The following is a 20,595-nucleotide window of genomic DNA, read 5'->3' as shown; positions in this document are numbered from 1 at the left end:
TACAGGGGAGAAGATGGCGAACGGAACGGATGCGGTGATCCTGGTCGGAGGCCAGGGGACGCGCTTGCGTCCGCTGACCCTGTCGGCACCCAAGCCGATGCTGCCCACGGCCGGTCTGCCGTTCCTCCAGCATCTGCTGGCCCGCATCGCGGACGCCGGAATCCACCACGTGGTACTCGGCACCTCCTACAAGGCCGAGGTCTTCGAGGAACATTTCGGTGACGGCTCCGACTTCGGGCTGGAGATCGAATACGTCACCGAGACCGAACCGCTCGGCACCGGCGGCGGCATTCGCAATGTGCTGCCCAAGCTGCGCGCCGACACCGTGATGGTGTTCAACGGTGACGTGCTGGGCGGCACCGATCTGGGCGCGGTGCTGGAGACCCACCACTCCACCAATGCCGATGTGACCCTGCACCTGGTCCGGGTCGGCGACCCGCGTGCCTTCGGCTGTGTGCCCACCGACGAGTCCGGCCGCGTCACGGCGTTCCTGGAGAAGACCCAGGATCCGCCGACCGACCAGATCAATGCCGGGTGCTACGTCTTCCGTCGCGAGTACATCGAGAAGATCCCCGCCGGCCGCCCGGTGTCGGTGGAGCGCGAGGTCTTCCCGTCCCTGCTCGCCGAGGGCGCGCACATCCAGGGGCATGTGGACACCTCCTACTGGCGCGATATGGGCACCCCGGAGGACTTCGTCCGCGGCTCGGCCGACCTGGTGCGCGGCATCGCGCCCTCCCCGGCCCTGCCCGGCCAGCGCGGTGAATCCCTGGTCCACGCGGGTGCGGGCGTAGCCCCCGGCGCCCTCCTCATCGGCGGCACCGTCGTCGGTCGCGGCGCCGAGGTCGGCGCGGGCGCCCGCCTGGACGGCGCGGTCCTCTTCGACGGCGCCTGCGTCGAGGCCGGGGCCACCGTCGAACGCTCCATCATCGGCTTCGGTGCCCGCATCGGTCCGCGCGCCCTCGTCCGCGATGCCGTCATCGGTGACGGCGCCAATGTCGGTGCCCGCTGCGAACTACTACGCGGTGCGCGCGTCTGGCCGGGTGTCGAACTCCCCGACGGCGGCATCCGCTTCTCCACAGACGTCTGATACCGGCGTCCGACATCCGACGGCGCGGGGCCGCTCACCCATGGTGAGCGGCCCCGCGCCATAGTCGATCCTCAGACCGCCCACTTCTCCGGATTGAGGTGGTACTGGACCACGGCCGTGGCGTGGCCGTGGCCCATCCCGTGTTCGGTCTTCAGCCAAGTCACCAGATCCTTGTGGCCGGTGTGGCCGGATTCGCGGACGGCGCTGAACCATTCGTCCATGGTGCGGCCGTACTTGGACTCGATGGAGGGGAAGTAGGATGCCGGTCCGTGGGGCTTGGCGGTCATGAGGGGGTCTCCTTCTCGGGGTTCGGAAGGTATGACGGACCGGCGGACGCGGATTAATCGCTGTGCGATGCTTTCGCCCGGCCGGCTCGCCGACCCGATTGATCGATTCCGTCAGATCAGGGTGATCCCGGACAGAATTCACCTTTCGGGCGGACGCTCACCACCGGGCCGGGGCCTAGAGTGTGATCATGGCTGACGCTGTAGTGGTCGGATCGGGGCCGAACGGGCTGGCGGCGGCCGTGATCCTGGCCCGCGCCGGACTGCATGTCCAGGTGTACGAGGCGGAGGAGACGATCGGCGGCGGCTGTCGTACGGCCGAACTCACCCTGCCGGGCTTCCACCACGATGTGTGCGCGGGCGCGCATCCCATGGCGGTCGCCTCACCCTTCTTCCGCGCCTTCGACCTACCCGCGCACGGCGTGGAACTGCTTGCGCCGCAAGTGTCCTACGCACACCCGCTGGACGGCGGGGTGGCGGGCCTGGCCTGGCACGACCTCGAGCAGACCGTCGACGGGCTGGGCCGCGACGGCAAGAGCTGGCGGCGGCTGTTCGGGCCGCTGGTGCGCAAGTGGGAAGACCTGGTCGGCTTGGCCATGTCGGATCTGCGGCATCCGCCGCTGGATCCGCTGGGCCTGCTGCGCCTGGATCCCGGTATCGAACTGCGATTCGCCAAACGCCTGCTGGAACAGGCGACTCCGCTGTGGAATCTGCGTTTCCGCGAACAGGTGGCTCCCGCCCTGCTGACCGGCGTCGCCGGGCACGCCATCATCCCCCCGCGCGCGATTCCGGCCGCCGGTGTCGCCATGCTGCTCGGCACCCTCGCCCACGTGGGCGGCTGGCCGGTGCCGCGCGGTGGCTCGCAGGCCATCATCGATGCCCTCGCCGACGACCTGAAAGCCCACGGCGGACAGATCTTCACCGGCCACCGCGTCGACTCCATCGACGAATTCGAGGACGTGCGCGCGGTCCTGCTCGACCTGGCCCCGGCCGAGGTGCGCCGCATCGCCGAACACCGCCTGCCCGGCCGCTACGACGCCGCGCTGCAACGCTTCCGGTACGGCGGCGCGGCCTGCAAGGTGGACTTCGCGCTCTCCGGCCCCGTCCCCTGGCAGGCCGTCGGCTGCGATCGCGCGGGCACCCTGCACCTGGCGGGCAGTCGCGCCGAACTGGTGGCGGCCGAGCAGGCGGTGGCGCGCGGCGACCATGCCGAACGCCCCTACGTGCTGGCCATCCAACCCGGCGTCGTCGACGAAACCCGCGCTCCCGCGGGGAAATACACGCTCTACACCTACGCGCACGTACCCAACGGATCGACCCGCGACCTCACCGAGGCCGTCACCGCCCAGGTGGAGCGCTTCGCCCCCGGCTTCCGTGATCTGATCCTCGCCTCGCATGTGCGCACCGCCGCCACCATGCCCGCGCACAATGCCAACTATGTCGGCGGGGATATCTCGGCGGGCGCGATGACGCTGCGCCAGACCGTCTTCCGGCCGGTGCCGCGCTGGAATCCGTATCGCACACCGCTTCCCGGCGTCTACCTGTGCTCGTCGGCCACCCCGCCCGGTCCGGGCGTGCACGGCATGAACGGCATGCTCGCCGTGCGGCATGTGCTGCGCCGCGAGTTCGGCTTGCACACCGATCCCATCGAACTGCTGGAATCCGAACGGCTGCACCGCAAACCGGTGTAGTCGAACCGGCGCGAACGAACCCGGCGCGCTCGAATTCGCCCGGATGTACTCAGAGCGACCGTGCGCGATACAGATCCGGCTCGATGTAGATATCGCGCGCAGTGGGCACCGCCGCTCGCACCCGCTCCTCGGCGTCGTCGATGGCCGCCGCCACTTCCGCGATCCCCAATCCCGGCACGATGGACACCTTGGTGGCGACCAGCAGATCATCCGGGGCCAGATACTGGGTCTTCAGATAGATCACCCGGTCGATGCGCGTCCCGTCCACCAGCCCGGCGCGAATCAGGCGATCCTCCTCCGGTGTCGCTCCCTCCCCGATGAGCAGACTCTTCATCTCCACGATCAGCACAATCGCGATGACCAGCAGCAGCCCTCCGATGAGCAGCGTGCCGATGCCGTCCCACACGGCGCTGCCGGTCAGCATGGTCAGCCCGACCCCGAGGAAGGCGAACAGCAGGCCGATGAGCGCACCGGTGTCCTCGAGCAGCACCACCGGCAGTTCGGGATTGCGGGTGGTGCGGATGAACTTCCACCAGCTGGTGCGCCCCTTGAGCGCCGCCGACTCGCGCCGCGCGGTGGCCAGGCTGTAGGACTCCAGTGCCAGCGCCACCAGCAGGATCACGATGGCGATGATCGGATCGTCCAGCCGCTCCGGATGCCGGATCTTGGTGATGCCCTCGTCGATCGCGTACAGCGCGCCGAGCAGGAAGATCACCAGCGCCACGATGAACGAGTAGAAGTAGCGGTTGCGCCCGTACCCGAACGGGTGCAGGTCGTCGGGAGCCTGCTCCGCACGCCGCCGCCCGAGCAGCAGCAACCCTTGATTGGCGGTATCGGCGGTCGAGTGCACCGCCTCGGCCAGCATGGACGCCGAACCGGTCAGGAACGCACCGATGTACTTCGCGACCGTGATCCCGGCATCCGCCGAGAACGCCGCCACAATCGCCTTCTTGCCGCCACCGGTGGACATGGGTTCCTACGCTACGACGTCCCCGGGCATCGGCGGGCGGACACACGCCGGGCGGGATGTCCGCCCGCCGACGATCAGACGGTCGTGTCGGCGGTGGCGCGGTACAGGTCCGGCTCCAGGTACATGATCTTCGCGATCGGCACCGCCGCGCGCACGCGTGCCTCGGCGTCGTCGATGGCGGCGGCGATATCGGCGATCTCCAGTCCGGGCACGATGGCGACCTTGGCGGCCACCAGCAGCTCCTCCGGGCCGAGGTACTGGGTCTTCAGGTGGATGACGCGGTCGATCCGGGTGCCGTCGACCAATCGCTCGCGAATCAGCTCGTCGTCCTTGGCGGTCGCGCCCTCACCGATGAGCAGGCTCTTCATCTCCACGATGAGGATGATGGCGATGACGCCCAGGAGCACACCGATGCACAGCGTGCCGATACCGTCCCAGACCGGATCGCCGGTGACCACGGTCATGCTGACCGCGCCGAAGGCCAGGATCAGACCGATCAGCGCGCCCGCGTCCTCGAGCAGCACCACCGGCAGTTCCGGATGCCGCGAGGTGCGGATGAACCGCCACCAGCTGGCATCGCCCTTGAGCGGCCGCGACTCCTTGACGGCGGTGATCATGCTGAAGGTCTCCAGCACGATCGCGATTCCCAGGATCACGATGGCCACCATCGGACTGGACAATTCCTCCGGATGCTGCACCTTGTGCACACCCTCGTAGAGCGCGTACAGCGAACCGAGCGCGAAGATCACCAGCGCGACCACGAACGAGTAGAAGTAGCGGTTGCGCCCGTACCCGAACTGATGCAGGTTGTCGGCCTCCTGCGCGGCCTTGCGCTGCCCGAACAGCAGCAGGCCCTGATTGCAGGTGTCGGCCACCGAGTGCACGGCCTCCGCCAGCATGGACGCCGACCCGGTGATCCCCGCGCCCACGAATTTCGCCACCGCGATACCGCCATTGGCGGTCATCGCCGCGATGATCGCCTTCCTACCGCCACCCGCAGCCACTGTTCGTCCCTTTCCGGAGCCTGTCGATTCCCTGACGAATCGCCCGGCTCAGAGTACCGCCGCGGTGATCAAACAGAAGCGCAGAACAGTTGTGCCGGACCGTCGATCGCCTGGGCGGTGATCGGACCGTCGGTGGCGGAGATCCAGGCCGCGCGGCCGCAGGGGACCTCCAGGTAGCGGCCGTGCTGGGTCAGGCGCACCGCGCCCAGGGTGCACAGCGCGATCTCGGGTCCGGAGGCGGGCAGCGGGAGCGGTGGTTCGCCCTCCGCCAATTCCACTCGCCGCAGGGTGAATTCCGCCGCGGGCGTGCGATACCGGAACACGCCCTCGGCCTCCGTCTCCGGCGCGACGATCGGGAGATCGAGGGGTTCGAAATCGAGGACGCGCAATAGCTCCGGCACGTCCACGTGCTTGGGGGTGAGTCCGCCGCGCAGCACATTGTCGGAGTTCGCCATGATCTCCACGCCGACGCCGCGCAGATAGGCGTGCAGATTCCCGGCCGCCAGGAACAGGCCCTCGCCGGGTTCGAGGGTGATGCGGTTGAGCAGCAGCGCCGCCAGCACCCCGGCATCGCCCGGATACGCCTCCGCCAGCTCCAGCGCGGTCTTCACCTCGGCGGTGAATTCCTTGCGCGCGCCGTTGTTCCCGGCGTCGCGGTCGGACAGGTAGTGCACGCAGCCGTCGAGCACCTTGGGCAGCAGGGTGGCCAGCGCGTTCTGCGGCAGCGCGATCCAGGTGGTGAACAGGGTGCGCAGGCCCGCCGAATCCGGCTGGGCGGCAAGCAGGTCCGCGTAGGGGGCGAGTTCGGGCACCGCCAGGGCCTGGAGCAGGCGCACCGTGGCGTTCGGGTCACGGAATCCGGCCAGGGCCTCGAAACGGTCCAGGGCCACCACGAGTTCGGGCTTGTGGTTCTCGTCGCGGTAGTTGCGCATGGGCGAATCGATGGGTACGCCCGTGTGGTTCTCCCGCGCGAATCCGGCGCGTGCCTGTTCGAGACTCGGATGCGCCTGGAGCGACAGCGGCTCCTCGGCGGCGAGGATCTTCAGCAGGAACGGCAGCCGCCCGTCGAATTCGCCCGCGACCGAGCCGAGTTCGCGTTGCGGGTCGGCGGCGAGCAGATCCAGGAGCGAGCGATCGTGACCGTTGACGCGCACGCGCGCCGGATCGGCGGGGTGTGCTCCGAACCAGAGTTCGGCTTCCGGATGCGCGGACGGGACCGGTCGGCCGCACAGCTGAGCGAGCGCGGTGCGCGAACCCCAAGCGTAGGAGCGCAGCGCACCAACGAGTTCGTGCACTAGTAGTGTCCCCCGTCGTAGTGTCCCGGCGTCGTTGCCGGACGGGAACCGAGTAGTCGTAGATACGCCGCGGCCATTTCCAGGCGCAGGGCCAATACCGCGAGCTGTTCCAATTCTCCGCCTCGTCCGGCGGGAGCGGCCTGGCCTTCGGCGGGGGCGGGCGATCCCGCGCCCATGATTTCCACATCGACATTGACCAGATCGGCGTCCACCAAACCCTGGCCCGCGCCGAAGACGGCCAGCCGTCGTCGCGCCGCCACCTGATCGGCATCCGCGGTCACCACGAACACTCGCACCTTGTCCACGGGGGCGGGACCGTCGAGCTGCTCGTCGTGGAACAGCGGGTCGTAGCCGGGGGCGTCCACCCCGGCGGCCTCCACCATGCGGGCGTGCGCGGCGACGGCCTCGGCGAGATCGGCCGAGGCCACGATCTGACCGGCGGTGGCCAGCAGCACCTCGGCGGCGTGCTCGGCCAGTTCGATGGCGGCGGGAGAATCACCCGCGAGCACGATGCGCCGCTCCCGCATCCGGGTGGCGAGGGTCTTGGCGGGGTTGTGGAAGGACTCGTTCTGCGGGCCGCCGCGCAGCGCCTCGGCGTCCAGCAGATCGGCGAGCGAATCCAGATCGGGAACCAGCGGGGCGATGCGACCGGGGTCCAGCGCCGTCAGCACGGCGGTGCCGACCGCCAGGAAGCGCAGCATCCGATTGTGGTCGAGGACGGGCACACGCGGGGGCAGCACGGTGGCCCGGCCCGCGGCGACGGCGCGCAGCGGACCCTCGTCCGGAGCCGCGACCACCACCTCGGCGCCGCGGCGCAGCGCCCGGTCCACCGCCTCGGCCAGCCGCGGATCACCCGCGTCGTCACCGGCCACCAGCACCACGTCGAGGGGGCCCACCCACGGCGGAATCGTGGTGGCGGGCACCACCGGCAGATTGGCGCGGTCGCCGAGCGCGGCGATCAGAATGCCTGCCGCCCGGGCCGCCCGGCCCGAACCGGACACCATGACCAGACTGCGTGGCCGCATACCGGTGAGGCGACGCAGGATGTCCTCGTCGATGGCCGCGGCGGTGGCGCGCACCTGCGCACCCGCCGACGCGGCGGAACGCAGTGTCCCTCCGGAGTCGGCCGCCTCCAGCGAGGCGACGTCATCGAGGTCCAGAACCGGTGTCCCAGCGATCATCGGGCGTTGCCACCTCCCCTCATCGGGTCACCCGCGGGCGAATCCACGCTCTGTGATTCCACTATTCCAGTCAGCCGCGCACGATGCTCAGAATCTCGGTTACGAGTGCGTCTACATCCTCCTGCGATCGGGCTTCGACGTTGAGGCGCAGCAGCGGTTCGGTATTGGAGGCCCGCAGGTTGAACCACGCACCCGCGGGCAACTGCACGGTCACGCCGTCGAGCCGGTCCACCGAGCCGGCCCGGTCGCGGAACGCCTCGACCACCGCCGTGGTCCGCTCCTTCGCATCCGCCACTGTGGAGTTGATCTCCCCGGAGGCCGCATATGTTGCATAGGCGGACGCGAGCTCGGACATCGGGCGGTCCTTCTCGCCCAGCGCGGCCAGTACGTGCAGGGCCGCCAGCATGCCGGAATCCGCGCCCCAGAAGTCGCGGAAGTAGTAGTGCGCGGAATGTTCGCCGCCGAAGATCGCGCCGGTGGCGGCCATCTGCTGCTTGATGAAGGAGTGGCCGACGCGGGTGCGCACCGGGGTGCCGCCGAGCTCGGCCACCAGCTCCGGCACCGCCTTGGAGGTGATCAGATTGTGGATGATGGTCGCGCCCGGTTCCTTGGCCAGCTCACGCTCGGCCACCAGCGCGGTCACCGCCGACGGGGAGACCGGCTCGCCCTTCTCGTCCACCACGAAGCAGCGGTCGGCGTCGCCGTCGAAGGCCAGCCCGATATCGGCCCCGGTCTTGCGGACGTACTCCTGCAGATCCACCAGATTCTTCGGATCCAGCGGATTGGCTTCGTGATTGGGGAAGGTGCCGTCGAGTTCGAAATAGAGCGGTTCGATGGTGAACTGCGGCAGCGTGCCCAGCACGGCGGGCACGGTGAAACCGCCCATGCCGTTGCCCGCGTCCACGGCGATGCGCAGCGGGCGGGACGCGCTCAGATCGACCAGTTCGTGCAGGTAGGCCGCGTAGGCGGAGAGCAGGTCCTGCTCGGAGGCGGTGCCCGGCGCGCCGTCGTAGGCGGGCACACCGTTGATCACCTCGTCGGTGATGGTGGCCAGGCCGGTGTCCTGTCCGACCGGCAGCGCCTTGGCGCGGCACAGTTTGATGCCGTTGTACCGGGCCGGGTTGTGCGAGGCGGTGAACATCGCGCCCGGGCAGTCGAGATGGCCGGAGGCGAAGTACAACTCGTCGGTGGAGGCCAGGCCGATGTGGATCACGTCGAGGCCCTGGGCCTGTACGCCCGCGGCGAAGGCGGCGGACAGCGCGGGGGAGGAATCGCGCATATCGTGACCGATCACGACCTGCCGCGCGCCCTCCTCGCGCATCAGCCGCGCGAACGACGCGCCGACATCCTTGACGAAATCCGCGTCGATCTGTTCGCCCACTACCCCGCGAACGTCGTACGCCTTGATCACTGCATGAACGGAATCGGCAGACCGGGCGACTGTCATAGCCAACACCCTAGTAGGAGAACCCCTGTGCTGGTCCGCCTGCCCGACTTCAGCGCCCGGTCGAGTGCGCATCGGGGGATCAGTTCGGTGGGTCGGGCAGGACCCGGAGGTGACCGCGGCGTCCCGTGCGGCCGGTGCGGGTGGTGCGCTGTGGGGGTGCGTAGTCGGAGTAGCCGGGCTGTTCCGGTTCCGGTGACCGCCGTCGTAGCCCCGCTTCGCGCACGGCCTCGGCCAGGGCGGTCAGGTCGTCGTCATCCGGTGTGCTGGACGAGAAGCCGCCCTCGTGCCGCACCATCTCCCACCCCTTCGGGGCGGTAATCCGGGACGCATGTGTTTCACACAGGTCCCAGGAGTGCGGCTCGGCCACCGTGGCCAGCGGCCCGACCACGGCCGTCGACTCGGAGTACACATAGGTCAGCGTCGCTACGGCCGGGTTCTTGCAGCCTGGACGGCAGCAACGACGCATGGGAATCACGCCAAGCAGGGTAACCCCCCTCACGCCTCGCCGGGGACAGACACGCTCAATGTTGCCGGTCTCACTACGGCGGGTCCCCCGCATACAGGGCCTTTCCTGCCAGCGATCCCCCCGCGCACCCGTTGCGGTGCGTTGTGTCCTCATCGGTGGCACGGCTGGCTCTACGTGCACTCTCCGATTCGCGGCGCGTCCCGGTTCTGGACTGACCGGAGCGGAGGAGCGAAGCGGGGGAGCGGAGGGAGGGAAGAACCGGGACCTTCAGCGCCGCGAATCCGCCCGGAGCGCAGCGGAGGGCAGATCGAACACAGCCGCGAATCCGCCGGAGCGAAGCGGAGGCAATAGACACAGTAGATTCATCGTATGACCCGTTCACGTAAGAGGCGACCGCCCACCGCGCGGTCGGTGATCCGCCGCGGGCGGGGTGTGCGCGGGCCGATGTTGCCGCCGACCGTTCCGGCTTGGCGCACTCGCGGCCAGCAGTTCGACCGTCTCGTGCTGGAGGCGTTCGCGCCCCTCGACGGCCGCTGGCACGACCGTCTCACGAAGCTCGACATCGCGGTCGACGACGTCCCGAAAATCCGTCCGCTGCATCCGGATTCGGTCACCTGGCCGGATGAGGTGGTGGCCGACGGCCCGGTGCCGCTGTCCCGGTTGATCCCCGCGGGCGTGGACCGCCACGGTGTGGCCACCCGCGCCCGCGTGGTGCTGTTCCGCAAACCCCTGGAGTTGCGCGCCAGCGACCCCGACGACCTGGTGGACCTGCTACGCGAGGTGCTGGTCCAGCAGATCGCCACCTATCTGGGCGTGGACCCGGACGTCATCGACCCGGCCCCGGAGTAGTCCGGGAGTTTTGGGGAGAGTTGGTCACCCGCAGTGCCGTGCGGGCTGGGGAGACGAGTGGGTTTGCCGCTCGGGATGATTGGTCACCCGTATGCCGCGGCGGGCTCGGGGGCCGCGCGGATCGTGTTGGGGTGCTGGGATCTTGGAGTGCTGGGGAGTGGCCCGCCCTCATCGGATCTCGTCGCGGTGGTCGCGACGGGACCGGGGGCCTACTCGTCCCGCTGTGCTACCTCGCCACCTCGGCGGCGGGGTGGAAACTCAGGTGATGCAACGGGTTCCGCTGCGATACTTCAGATGATGCCGCGCTTGAGGCGGCGGCGTTCCCGTTCGGAGAGCCCGCCCCAGATGCCGAAGCGCTCATCGTGGGCGAGGGCGTACTCGAGGCATTCGTCGCGGACCTCGCAGCCGGAGCAGATGCGCTTGGCCTCGCGGGTGGAACCACCCTTCTCCGGGAAGAACGCCTCGGGATCGGTTTGGGCGCACAGCGCCCGCTCCTGCCACTGTTCGGCGTCCATCTCCCGGCTCGAACGCGCGACGGCGTCGAGCATGTCGTCCATTCCGGTGACGATCAGGCTGAGCCGTGGCGCTTCCGGTTGGATCTGCGTGCGGGCCCACTGTCCCCCGTGGTGCCGTGTCGTCATGTCACCCCCCTCGTATCCGATTCGGTTGTCGGCGCAGAAGTCTGGTGCTGCGCCTGCTGTGGAATCGGTTTGCGATACACCGCCCGGAATGCCTGACGGGGCCAGCTCATCGGCCATCGCTCCGCCTCCTCACTGTGTGTTAGCGCAGAATGATTAATCCGTCGACAGCCGTTCCCACCGACGGCCCAACACCGCGACGTTGTCCCGCGGACATCCCCGAGCTAGCGCCATCCCGGTGCGAACATCTGTTCGAAAATCCGTCCGCGCCTTGCTCTCTCGCGCGAACCCGGAATGACATGCCTGTGATTAGACACGCCGGGCGTGGCGGTGGTCAAGCCGCCGAAGCTATTCCGTTACCATCCACGACCCCTTTACCCGAACCAGAGCGACTCAAACCAGCAAATGACCGGCAAATATGGCGTGCGGCGGGTTCGCGCGGCGACCGCATAGGCTGTGCGGATGTGACTGGAGAACAAGCGGAGAGCGCGCCCGGCGCCGGCCTGCGGATCGCGGTCCTGGTCGGTGGCGTCGGCGGCGCGCGGTTCCTGCAGGGCGTGCGTGAGCTGCTGCCCGGCGCGGACGTGACGGCCATCGTCAATGTCGGCGACGACGTCTGGATGCACGGTCTGCGCATCTGCCCTGACCTGGACACCTGCATGTACACCCTGGGTGGTGGCATCGACCCGGAGCGCGGCTGGGGGCACGCGAACGAGACCTGGAACGCCAAGGAGGAGCTCGCGAAATATCAGGCTCAGCCCGATTGGTTCGGGTTGGGGGATCGCGATATCGCCACCCATCTCATCCGCAGTGAAATGCTGCGCCAGGGATACCCGCTCTCGGCGGTCACCGAGGCCCTCTGCAATCGCTGGCAACCCGGCGTGACGCTGCTCCCGGCAACCGACGACAGGTGTGAAACGCACGTAGTAATCGATGACCCGGAGAACGCTGGCGAACGCCGCGCGATCCATTTCCAGGAGTGGTGGGTTCGCTACCGTGCCAACGTAGAGACCCATGGATTCGTGACTATTGGGGCGGATGTGGCGAAACCAGGTCCGGGTGTGACGGAAATCATAGAATCTGCGGATGCGGTGCTGCTGGCCCCCTCCAACCCCGTCGTGAGCATCGGCGCCATCCTGTCCGTGCCCGGCATTCGCGGCGCGCTGCGCACCACCACCGCCAAGGTAGTCGGTATCGCGCCGGTGATCGGTGGAAAACCGTTGCGCGGCATGGCCGATGCCTGCCTGTCGGTGATCGGCGTCTCGTCCGACGCCGAAGCCGTCGGCAACCACTACGGCGCGCGCTCGGCCACCGGCATCCTGGACGGTTGGCTGGTGCACAGCACCGATACCGCCGCGGTGCCGGGCGTCGAGGTGCGCAGCGTGCCGCTGCTCATGACCGATCCGGCCGCCACCGCCGAGATGGTGCGCGAGGCCCTGGACATCGCGGGAGTCAAGCCGTGAGCGCGGAGCCTGTGATCGACCACGCGGTGGGTGGCGAACTGCGCATCCTGCCCGTCCACGGCCTGCCCGAATTCCGCCCCGGCGACGATCTGGCCGATGCCCTCGCGGCCCGGGCGCCCTGGCTGGCGGACGGGGACGTCCTGGTAGTCACCAGCAAGATCATCGCCAAGGTCGAGGGCCGCATCGTGGCGGCCCCGACCGATCCGGAGGCGCGCGACGCCGCGCGCCGGGAACTGGTGGCGCGGGAGGCGGTGCGGGTGCTGGCCCGCAAGGGCCGCACCCTGATCACCGAGAACAAGCTCGGCATCGTGCAGGCCGCCTCCGGGGTGGACGGCTCCAATGTCGAACAGGGCGAACTGGTGCTGCTCCCGGTCGATCCCGACGCCAGCGCCAAAGCGCTGCGCACCGCACTGGCCGACCGGCTCGGCGTGCGGGTCGCCGTGGTGGTCACCGACACCATGGGCCGCGCCTGGCGCAACGGCCAGACCGATACCGCCATCGGCTCGTCGGGCCTGCGGGTGCTGCACGACTACAACGGGGCGGTCGACGGGCAGGGCAATGAACTGCACGTCACCCAGGTCGCCGTCGCCGACGAACTGGCCGCCGCCGCCGATCTGGTGAAGGGCAAACTCGCCGGTGTGCCCGTGGCCGTGGTGCGCGGATTCGAATACGGCGACGACGGCTCCACCGCCGCGGATCTGCTGCGCCGCGGCGCGGAGGATCTGTTCTGGCTGGGCACCGCCGAGGCCATCGACCAGGGTCGCCGGGAGGCGCTGCTGCTGCGCCGCTCGGTGCGGCAGTTCGCCGACACCCCGGTACCGCCGGAGCTCGTCCGCTCCGCCGTCGCGGACGCTCTCACCGCACCGGCTCCCCACCACACCCGTCCGGTGCGCTTCGTCTGGGTGCGCGAGCGCGGGCTGCGCACGCGCCTATTGGAGGCCATGGCGGAGAAGTGGCGCGCCGACCTCACCACCGACGGCCTGAGCCCCGAACGCGTGGAGCGGCGGGTCGCCCGGGGCCGCATCCTCTTCGACGCCCCCGAGGTGATCATTCCGTTCTGCGTGCCCGACGGCGCGCACGACTATCCCGACGCCACTCGCCGCGCGGCCGAGTCCACCATGTTCACCGTGGCGGTCGGCGCGGCCGTTCAGGGCCTGCTGGTCGCGCTGGCCACCCGGGGCGTCGGCAGCTGCTGGATCGGCTCGACCATCTTCGCGCCGGAGCTCACCCGCGATGTACTCGGCCTGAAGGACGACTGGAACCCCCTGGGGGCCATCGCGATCGGCTACCCGCCGGAGGAGTTGGCGCCCCGCGAACCCCGCGAGTCCGACGTCGGTCTGGTGGAACTGTGAGCCGTCGATCACTGCCGGGGGTGCCCGCGTGAGCGCGGAGTCACTGCACAAGTCGGCGGTCGAACTGCTCGAAACCTGGTCGCCGCCAACGGCGTCCGACGCATCCCTGCGCGAGGCCATGTTGGCGTTCCTGGGCTCGGCCCCGCGCGGCTGTCTGCGCGAGCACGCACCGGGCCACATCACCGCCTCGGCGGTGGTGTTCTCCCACGACGGCGGTGAGGTGCTGCTGACCCTGCATCCGAAGGTGGGCCGCTGGATTCAGCTGGGCGGCCACTGCGAGGAGGCCGACGACACGGTGTCGGCGGCCGCCTTCCGGGAGGCCACCGAGGAATCCGGCATTCCGGACCTGATCCTGGAGCCCGGCCTCTACGGCGCGCAGGCCCACCCCATCACCTGTTCGCTCGGCGTCCCCACCCGCCACCTGGATCTGCTCTTCCGCATCCGCGCCCCCGAGGGCGCCGTCCCGGTGCGCAGTGCGGAATCCACGGACCTGCGCTGGTGGCCGGTCGACGCCCTGCCCGACGACGCGGACGTCCTGCTGCGCTGACCGCGCCGCCGCATGGTGGAGGATCTCGAACCCGGCCGCGGGTGCTGGGCTCCCTCGTCACCCGTGCCGCACCCGGACCAGGCACCGCGGGCAGGTGGACCCGGCGAGCACCCGCCGTGCGGTGAAACCGGCGGGCACTGTCGCACGGGTGTGGGATTTCGGCGGTGCTCCCGCCCATCGGGCACGCCGGTTTCCGGGCGGCGGCACCCGTGTTATGTTCGGCGAGTACACGTTCTCAGGGCGGGGTGGAAGTCCCCACCGGCGGAAATGGCGTCCGGACCGATCCGGTGCGCACGAGCCCGCGAGCGCCGCACGGTCCACGGACCGGGCGGGTCCAGCAGATTCCGGTGTGATTCCGGAGCCGACGGTCACAGTCCGGATGGAAGAGAACGCGGCGCATCAGCCTTCCCGTCGAGCGCGGGTGGGCCTGTTCGCGTCGCCTTGCCCTGGGTGACAGCGAACAGGAGGAAACTCATGTCACCCACTCGTATCGCCCTCGTCGCCGCGCGCTGGCATGCCGACATCGTCGACCGGGCCGTCGAGGCCGCTCGGATCGCTCTGGCCGACCACGGCTTCACCGAGGTCGACGTGATCGAGGTGCCCGGCGCGTTCGAAATCCCGCTGCGGGTCCGGCGTTTGGCCGCCAGCGGCGAGTACGCCGGAATCGCCGGTGTGGCGCTCGTGGTGGACGGCGGCATCTACCGGCACGACTTCGTGGCCGCCACCGTCGTGGACGCGCTCATGCGGGTGCAGCTGGAGACCGATGTGCCGGTGTTCTCGGCCGTGCTCACCCCGCATCACTTCCACGAGCACGCCGAGCACCTGGAGTATTTCGCGCGCCACTTCACGGTCAAGGGAACGGAATTGGCGAATGCCATCGCGGCCACGGTGAGCGTGCCCGCCGCGGCGTCCTGACCCGGTAGACGCGGACGTCCCCGCACCGCTGCCGCGCCCGCTGTGGGCTGCGGGGGCATGGGGTGCGGGGACGTCGGCCGCCGATTCGCCAGGGGTGCGTCTCGGCGGCGACTGGTTTCGGCCCGGGAAGTGTTGGGCAGATCAGGCCGAAACCAGGGTCTTCTTCGCTTCCGGCTCGGGTGCGGGTGCCGGATGGTCGTCCACCATGGTGGTCTCGTCGAAGGGCAGCTTGCGGTCCAGCACGTCGCGCACCTGCCCGGCGTCGATGGTTCGGGTCCAGGTGCCGACCATCACGGTGGCGACGGCATTGCCCGAGAAGTTGGTCAGCGCACGGGCTTCGGACATGAAGCGGTCGATGCCGACGATGATGCCCACCCCGTCCAGCAGGTCGGGCCGGTGTGATTGGAGCCCGCCCGCGAGCGTCGCCAATCCCGCACCGGTCACCCCCGCCGCGCCCTTCGACGCCACGATCATGAACAGCAGCAGTCCCAGCTGTTCGCTCCACGCCAGCGGCTGGCCCATGGCGTCGGCGATGAACAGGGTCGCCATGGTCAGGTAGATGGCGGTGCCGTCCAGGTTGAACGAGTATCCGGTCGGCACCACCACGCCCACGGTGGTGCGTTCCACCCCGAGGTGCTCCATCTTGGCGATGAGCCGCGGCAGCGCGGACTCCGAGGAGGAGGTGGCCACGATCAGCAGGTACTCGCGCGCCAGATACCGCACCAGTTTGAAGATCGACACCTTGGCCACGGCCCACATCAGCACGCCGAGCACCCCGAACACGAACACCACGCAGGTGAGGTAGAAGGCGATCATCAGCACCGCCAACTGCTTGACCGCGTCGAGTCCGGTGCGGGCCACCACATTCGCGATGGCGCCGAACGCGCCGACCGGGGCCAGCCACAGGATCATGGTGAGAACCCGGAACACCAGCTTCTGCAGCAGCGCCACCCCGCGCAGCAGCGGTTCACCGGTCGGACCCATGGCCTGGATGGCGAAGCCCACCAGCAGGGCCACGAACAGCGCCTGCAGCACACTGCCGGCGGTCAGCGACGACACCAGCGTGGTGGGCACGATGCCGGAGATGAAATCCCAGGTGCCGCCGGCGCCGTGGGCGTCCTCGGCGTATTTGGCGGCGGCCCCGGCGTTCGCCGACAGGTCCAGGCCGGTGCCCGGCTGCAACAGATTGCCGACGACCAGGCCGATGGCCAGCGCGGCCGTCGACATGAGCAGGAAGTAGGCGACGGCCATGCCGCCCACCTTGCCGACCCGCGCGGCCGCGCGCACCGAACCGATGCCGAGCACGATGGTGCAGAAGATGACCGGCGCGATCATCATCTTGATCAGGCTCACGAACAGGGCGCCCAGCTCACCCACCGATTTGCCGACCCCGGGGGCCAGCCAGCCCACCACGATGCCCGCCAGCACCGCCACGATGACCGCCGAGTACAGCCAGTGGGTGCGGTCGCGGCGGGGTCGCCGCCCGGTCGTCTCGCCGTGCACTGCGGTTTCGCTCATCGGGATGTCCTTCGCCGGTCGCTGCGTGAGCGCACTCACACACTTTTCGGTCAGAATGATGGGCCGCGGCAGTGATGCCGGTCACTGTTTCGTTCATTACGTTCACGGAAGGGCCACCGGGTGAAGCGACGAGTCCAGCGCCGTCGGCGCAGTCTGGCCGGTCAGGTGTTCGTGGTGCAGCTGGTGGTGTTGGCGCTGGTCATCGGTGCGGGCACGGCCCTGGGCGTCTGGCAGACGCGGCGGGAGCGCGACGAGGCGACGCGGCGTCAGGTGATCGATGTGGCCGTGACGCTGGCGCAGGCCCCGTCCACCCTGGCGGCGCTGCGCAGCCCCGATCCACCCGCGCTGCTGCAACCGGTGACCGAACGGATTCGCACCAGCGTCGGCATGGATTTCATCGTGGTGATGGCTCCCGACCGCACCCGCTACACGCACACCGATCCGGGGCGGATCGGAAAACCGTTCAGCGGCACCATCGATCGGGCCCTGGCGGGGGAGACCTTCACCGAGACCTACGCCGGGAGCCTGGGTCCGTCCATGCGCGCGGTGACGCCGGTGCGCGACGGGGACGGCCGCATCGTGGCGCTGGTGTCGGCGGGTGTCACCCGGGCCCGGATCGGCGATCAGGTGGAGGATCAGTTACCCGGCATCCTCGGGATCGCGGCGGCGGGGTTGGTGCTGGCGACCATCGGCTCACTGCTGTTGCGGCGCAGGCTGCTTCGGCAGACCCACGGACTGGCCCCGGACGAACTGCGCGCCCTCTACGAGCACCACGAGGCCGTACTGCATTCGGTGCACGAGGGTCTGCTCGTCTTCGACGCCGAGGGCGAGGACGCGGTGGTGGCGAACGATGAGGCGCGGCGGCTGCTCGGGCTGCCGGAGGGGCGGGTGCGTCGGGCGGATCTGCCGCAGTCGTTGCGGCAGTTGGGATCCGACGCCGTGCGCGACGAGATGCATGTGACGCCGGACCACGTGCTGGTGGTGAACCAGGATGTGGTGGAGCGTGAGGGGCGGCGCATCGGCACCGTGGTCACCCTGCGTGACCATACCGAACTGCGGGATGTGCTGGGCGAACTCGATTCGGTGCGCGGTTTCGCCGACGCCCTGCGCGCCCAGGCGCACGAGGCGGCCAACCGGCTGCACACCGTCATCACCATGGTCGAACTCGGCCACACCCGCCAGGCCGTCGACTTCGCCACCGCCGAACTGGAGTTGACCCAATCGCTCATCGACCGCATGACCGGCGCGGTGGCCGAACCGGCCGTGGTGGCGCTGCTGCTGGGCAAGGTCGAACAGGCCGCCGAGTTCGGAATCGAACTCACGGTGAGCGGTGACACCGCGCTCGAGTCCACCGATCCGCTCACCCCGAACGAAATGGTCACGCTGCTGGGCAATCTCATCGACAACGCGCTCGATGCCGTCGGGCGCGACGACGACGCGTGGGTGGAGGTCACCGTGCGCAATGATCCGGAGGGACTGTTCGTGCGGGTGGCCGACAGCGGCGCGGGGATGTCCGAGGAGGTGTTCACCCGCGCCACCGAACGCGGGTATTCGACCAAGACCGACCATCACGGGCTCGGGCTCGCCCTGGTGCGCCGGTTGGTGACGCGGCACGGCGGTGAGCTGCGTGCGGTGCGCACGCCGGAATCGGCTGTGGTCGTGAGGTTCCAGCGATGACGGGGAAGCGCGGTAGCGCCGCGCGGGCGCGGTGGAACTCGGTGACGGGAAGGAACTCGGTGGGATGGATGTCGGCGGAATGGATGTCGGTGGTGGGTCGCGCGCCGGTGCCGCGGCGGCGCGCGCGGCCGCGGTGGCGGGTGGCGGGGTGCGTGCGATGATCAGGGTGCTCGTGGTCGAGGACGAACCCGCGATCGCCTCGGCGCACCGCTCGTATGTGGCGCGGGTGCCGGGTTTCGAGCCGGTGGCGGTGGCGCACAGCGGGCGCGCGGCGTTGGACGCGGTGGCCAAGGCCGCCCGCGCGGATGAGCCGATCGATCTGGTGCTCATGGATATCGGGCTGCCCGATATGAGCGGCTTGGAGGTGGCCGCGGTGCTGGCGCGGTCGCGGCGGCGACCCGATGTCATCGCCATCACCTCCGCGCGGGATCTCGAGGTGGTGCGGGCGGCGGTGGCGCACGGGGTGGTGCTGTATCTGCTGAAGCCGTTCACCTTCGCGGCTTTCCGCGACAAGCTGGAGCGCTACCTGGAGTTCCGGGCGGCGCTGCCCGACACCACCGACGCGGTGTCGCAGCAGGACATCGACCGGGCCTTCGGTGCGCTGCGCACCACCGATACCAGGGTGGGCACGCCCAAAGGTCTTGCGCCGCAGACCTTGCAGGAGATCACCCGGGTGCTGCGCGATGCCGACGCCGGGTTGACGGCCGGAGACGCGGGGCGGGCCATCGGGGTCTCGCGGGTCACCGCCTGGCGGTATCTGGAGCGGCTGGCCGATGACGGCGTGGTGCGGCGGCAAACCGACTATGGTCGCACCGGGCGGCCGCGCGTCCGCTATGTGTGGGGTCGGTGAGCGCGGCGAGCGAAAGTCGTTTCGCGCCTTCGCAGCTCCGTTGCGCCGGGCTGCGCTCACAACAATTTGGTATGAGAGGGTCGTACGGTTTGCTGCGTCCGGTGGATTACCGCAGTGCGGCTGCGAGTTCGCTCAGGGGGGTTACGCAGGTAGTGGAGTTCACCACGAGTTTGCCTGTGATGTGCGGTTATAGGCATCACAGTGGCGGTTCTCCCCCAACCAACTGCCTGGCATGTAACCGTTGCCACCTTTGCTCGGCTGCGTGTGACGTAACGGCGGTAGGGTCTGTACATATCTACCTGCGAAGTTCCAAAGGTATCTAATTAGCGGGGCAAACGTGCAAATGGTTGGCAAACGTTCGGGTTCTCCCGATCCGAAACGCCACCTGTGGGTGTTGGGGTTGATTGCCCCGGGGTGTGCGTTGCTGCCCTCGCAGCTGGTGTTGCACACCGGCTCCGAGGTGTTCTGGTGGATCGGTCCGATCATCGTGCTCATCGTCATTCCGGTGCTGGACTGGGTCGTCGGAGAGGACGGCACCAATCCGCGCGACGAGGACTACGAGCTATTGTCCAACGACCGCTACTACCGCTGGTGCACCTACCTGTTCCTGCCCATCCAACTCATCGGTCTGATCATCGCCTGCTATATGTGGGCCGGTGACGAACTGACGCTGACCGACAAACTGGGTTTGGCGGCCACACTCGGCTTCGTCAGCGGCATCGGCATCAATGCCGCGCACGAACTCGGGCATCGCGTCGAACACCTGGAGCGCTGGCTGTCCAAGATCGCGCTGGCGCAATCGGGCTACGGCCACTTCTTCGTGGAGCACAACCGTGGCCACCACGCTCGCGTGGCCACCCCCGACGATCCGGCCAGCGCGCGCATGGGCGAATCGCTGTGGGGATTCCTGCCGCGCAGCATATTCGGCGGCTTCCGGTCCGCCATCACCCTGGAACGCGACCGGCTGCGCCGAAAGGGACACGGCTGGTGGAGTATCCACAACCACATCCTGCAGGCGTGGTCCATGACGCTCGTGCTGTTCGGCGGGCTGCTCCTCGCCTTCGGCTGGGCGGTGCTGCCCTACCTGCTGCTGCAAGCGGTGATCGGGGCCGGGCTGCTCGAGACGGTCAACTACGTCGAGCACTACGGCCTGCTGCGCCGCCGCCGCGCCAACGGCCACTGGGCCCGCTGTTCACCCCGGGACAGCTGGAACTCCGACCGCCTGGTCACGAACATCTTCCTGTTCCACCTCCAGCGGCACAGCGACCACCACGCCAACCCCGGCCGCCGCTACCAAACCCTGCGCAGCTCCGACGAGGCTCCGCAACTCCCGGCGGGGTACGCGACCATGATCGTCCTGG

19 protein-coding genes and 1 riboswitch are annotated in these 20,595 nt (G+C 69.1%); of the genes, 10 read left to right on the top strand and 9 right to left on the bottom strand.

The window, feature by feature from the left end:
- Positions 1-13 precede the first annotated feature (13 nt).
- Positions 14-1,087 (top strand): mannose-1-phosphate guanylyltransferase, encoded by a 1,074-nt coding sequence (gene manB, locus ON31_RS23045; protein WP_039816760.1) that lies wholly within the window; start codon positions 14-16, stop codon positions 1,085-1,087.
- A gap of 71 nt (positions 1,088-1,158) precedes the next feature.
- On the opposite strand, the gene ON31_RS23040 is transcribed toward manB, so the two are convergent.
- A complete protein-coding gene (locus ON31_RS23040; RefSeq protein WP_039816759.1) occupies positions 1,159-1,374 on the bottom strand; it encodes a DUF4287 domain-containing protein in 216 nt (71 codons plus the stop codon).
- Between the two features lie 188 nt (positions 1,375-1,562).
- Here ON31_RS23040 and ON31_RS23035 point away from each other — a divergent pair, with 188 nt between their 5' ends.
- Positions 1,563-3,062, top strand: a complete 1,500-nt coding sequence (locus ON31_RS23035; RefSeq protein WP_039816797.1) for a phytoene desaturase family protein — start codon at positions 1,563-1,565, stop codon at positions 3,060-3,062.
- A gap of 49 nt (positions 3,063-3,111) precedes the next feature.
- On the opposite strand, the gene ON31_RS23030 is transcribed toward ON31_RS23035, so the two are convergent.
- The 6 genes from ON31_RS23030 to ON31_RS23005 all read right to left on the bottom strand — a co-directional run bounded on the left by ON31_RS23030 (position 3,112) and on the right by ON31_RS23005 (position 9,425).
- Complete coding sequence (locus ON31_RS23030) at positions 3,112-4,032, bottom strand: cation diffusion facilitator family transporter (RefSeq protein WP_039816757.1); 921 nt, start codon at positions 4,030-4,032, stop codon at positions 3,112-3,114.
- Positions 4,033-4,106: 74 nt separating this feature from the next.
- Entirely contained in the window at positions 4,107-5,036 is a 930-nt protein-coding gene (locus tag ON31_RS23025; RefSeq protein WP_039816755.1) for a cation diffusion facilitator family transporter, read from the bottom strand.
- A 68-nt stretch (positions 5,037-5,104) separates the two neighbouring features.
- Complete coding sequence (manA, locus tag ON31_RS23020) at positions 5,105-6,331, bottom strand: mannose-6-phosphate isomerase, class I (protein WP_029931561.1); 1,227 nt, start codon at positions 6,329-6,331, stop codon at positions 5,105-5,107.
- Positions 6,331-7,512, bottom strand: coding sequence for an amino acid adenylation domain-containing protein (locus ON31_RS23015; protein WP_039816753.1), 1,182 nt, complete (start codon positions 7,510-7,512; stop codon positions 6,331-6,333). Before ON31_RS23015 ends, manA begins: the two co-directional genes overlap by 1 nt.
- A gap of 70 nt (positions 7,513-7,582) precedes the next feature.
- Entirely contained in the window at positions 7,583-8,959 is a 1,377-nt protein-coding gene (locus tag ON31_RS23010; protein WP_039816751.1) for a phosphomannomutase/phosphoglucomutase, read from the bottom strand.
- A 79-nt stretch (positions 8,960-9,038) separates the two neighbouring features.
- Positions 9,039-9,425 carry a DUF3499 domain-containing protein gene (locus tag ON31_RS23005; protein ID WP_029931564.1) on the bottom strand — a complete coding sequence of 129 codons (387 nt, stop codon included), beginning with the start codon at positions 9,423-9,425 and terminating at the stop codon, positions 9,039-9,041.
- 369 nt (positions 9,426-9,794) lie between these two features.
- Between ON31_RS23005 and ON31_RS23000 the strand changes: the two genes are divergently transcribed.
- Positions 9,795-10,274, top strand: coding sequence for a metallopeptidase family protein (locus ON31_RS23000; protein WP_162836498.1), 480 nt, complete (start codon positions 9,795-9,797; stop codon positions 10,272-10,274).
- A gap of 290 nt (positions 10,275-10,564) precedes the next feature.
- Here ON31_RS23000 and ON31_RS22995 read toward each other — a convergent pair whose 3' ends face one another.
- The gene (locus ON31_RS22995; protein WP_169335033.1) at positions 10,565-10,831 is read right to left on the bottom strand and encodes a WhiB family transcriptional regulator; all 267 of its coding nucleotides are present in this window, start codon (positions 10,829-10,831) and stop codon (positions 10,565-10,567) included.
- A 584-nt stretch (positions 10,832-11,415) separates the two neighbouring features.
- On the opposite strand from ON31_RS22995, the gene cofD reads away from it, so the two are divergent.
- The 4 genes from cofD to ON31_RS22975 all read left to right on the top strand — a co-directional run bounded on the left by cofD (position 11,416) and on the right by ON31_RS22975 (position 15,189).
- Positions 11,416-12,375: a 2-phospho-L-lactate transferase gene (gene cofD / locus ON31_RS22990; RefSeq protein WP_039816793.1), complete on the top strand. Its 960-nt coding sequence runs from the start codon at positions 11,416-11,418 to the stop codon at positions 12,373-12,375.
- Positions 12,372-13,727, top strand: a complete 1,356-nt coding sequence (locus ON31_RS22985; protein WP_039816748.1) for a coenzyme F420-0:L-glutamate ligase — start codon at positions 12,372-12,374, stop codon at positions 13,725-13,727. Before cofD ends, ON31_RS22985 begins: the two co-directional genes overlap by 4 nt.
- Before the next feature lie 28 nt (positions 13,728-13,755).
- A complete protein-coding gene (locus ON31_RS22980; RefSeq protein ID WP_039816746.1) occupies positions 13,756-14,274 on the top strand; it encodes an NUDIX hydrolase in 519 nt (172 codons plus the stop codon).
- Between the two features lie 227 nt (positions 14,275-14,501).
- A riboswitch (FMN riboswitch) is annotated at positions 14,502-14,669 on the top strand.
- Positions 14,670-14,724: 55 nt separating this feature from the next.
- Positions 14,725-15,189, top strand: a complete 465-nt coding sequence (locus ON31_RS22975; protein ID WP_255222221.1) for a 6,7-dimethyl-8-ribityllumazine synthase — start codon at positions 14,725-14,727, stop codon at positions 15,187-15,189.
- A gap of 141 nt (positions 15,190-15,330) precedes the next feature.
- On the opposite strand, the gene ON31_RS22970 is transcribed toward ON31_RS22975, so the two are convergent.
- On the bottom strand, positions 15,331-16,707 hold the full coding sequence (locus ON31_RS22970) for a cation:dicarboxylate symporter family transporter (RefSeq protein ID WP_039816792.1): 1,377 nt from the start codon (positions 16,705-16,707) through the stop codon (positions 15,331-15,333).
- A 120-nt stretch (positions 16,708-16,827) separates the two neighbouring features.
- Between ON31_RS22970 and ON31_RS22965 the strand changes: the two genes are divergently transcribed.
- The 3 genes from ON31_RS22965 to ON31_RS22955 all read left to right on the top strand — a co-directional run.
- Positions 16,828-18,384, top strand: coding sequence for a sensor histidine kinase (locus ON31_RS22965; protein ID WP_039816743.1), 1,557 nt, complete (start codon positions 16,828-16,830; stop codon positions 18,382-18,384).
- Between the two features lie 157 nt (positions 18,385-18,541).
- Positions 18,542-19,234 (top strand): response regulator, encoded by a 693-nt coding sequence (locus ON31_RS22960; protein WP_029931573.1) that lies wholly within the window; start codon positions 18,542-18,544, stop codon positions 19,232-19,234.
- Between the two features lie 343 nt (positions 19,235-19,577).
- Positions 19,578-20,595 (top strand): alkane 1-monooxygenase (locus ON31_RS22955; RefSeq protein ID WP_039816790.1); only part of this gene is annotated, 1,018 nt, incomplete at its 3' end.

Origin of the sequence: Nocardia otitidiscaviarum NBRC 14405, assembly GCF_000308635.1 — a bacterium.
In the GTDB taxonomy this organism is placed as follows: Bacteria; Actinomycetota; Actinomycetes; order Mycobacteriales; family Mycobacteriaceae; genus Nocardia; species Nocardia otitidiscaviarum.
This window is presented reverse-complemented; position numbering and strand designations above follow the sequence as displayed.

What these genes read in the sequence shown, in the direction of transcription:
- manB (WP_039816760.1), top strand. Translation starts at nt 14, where the DNA reads ATGGCGAACGGAACGGATGCGGTGATCCTGGTCGGAGGCCAGGGGACG.
- ON31_RS23040 (WP_039816759.1), bottom strand. Translation starts at nt 1,374, where the DNA reads ATGACCGCCAAGCCCCACGGACCGGCATCCTACTTCCCCTCCATCGAG.
- ON31_RS23035 (WP_039816797.1), top strand. Translation starts at nt 1,563, where the DNA reads ATGGCTGACGCTGTAGTGGTCGGATCGGGGCCGAACGGGCTGGCGGCG.
- ON31_RS23030 (WP_039816757.1), bottom strand. Translation starts at nt 4,032, where the DNA reads ATGTCCACCGGTGGCGGCAAGAAGGCGATTGTGGCGGCGTTCTCGGCG.
- ON31_RS23015 (WP_039816753.1), bottom strand. Translation starts at nt 7,512, where the DNA reads ATGATCGCTGGGACACCGGTTCTGGACCTCGATGACGTCGCCTCGCTG.
- ON31_RS23010 (WP_039816751.1), bottom strand. Translation starts at nt 8,959, where the DNA reads ATGACAGTCGCCCGGTCTGCCGATTCCGTTCATGCAGTGATCAAGGCG.
- ON31_RS23005 (WP_029931564.1), bottom strand. Translation starts at nt 9,425, where the DNA reads ATGCGTCGTTGCTGCCGTCCAGGCTGCAAGAACCCGGCCGTAGCGACG.
- ON31_RS23000 (WP_162836498.1), top strand. Translation starts at nt 9,795, where the DNA reads ATGACCCGTTCACGTAAGAGGCGACCGCCCACCGCGCGGTCGGTGATC.
- ON31_RS22995 (WP_169335033.1), bottom strand. Translation starts at nt 10,831, where the DNA reads ATGGACGACATGCTCGACGCCGTCGCGCGTTCGAGCCGGGAGATGGAC.
- ON31_RS22970 (WP_039816792.1), bottom strand. Translation starts at nt 16,707, where the DNA reads ATGAGCGAAACCGCAGTGCACGGCGAGACGACCGGGCGGCGACCCCGC.
- ON31_RS22960 (WP_029931573.1), top strand. Translation starts at nt 18,542, where the DNA reads ATGATCAGGGTGCTCGTGGTCGAGGACGAACCCGCGATCGCCTCGGCG.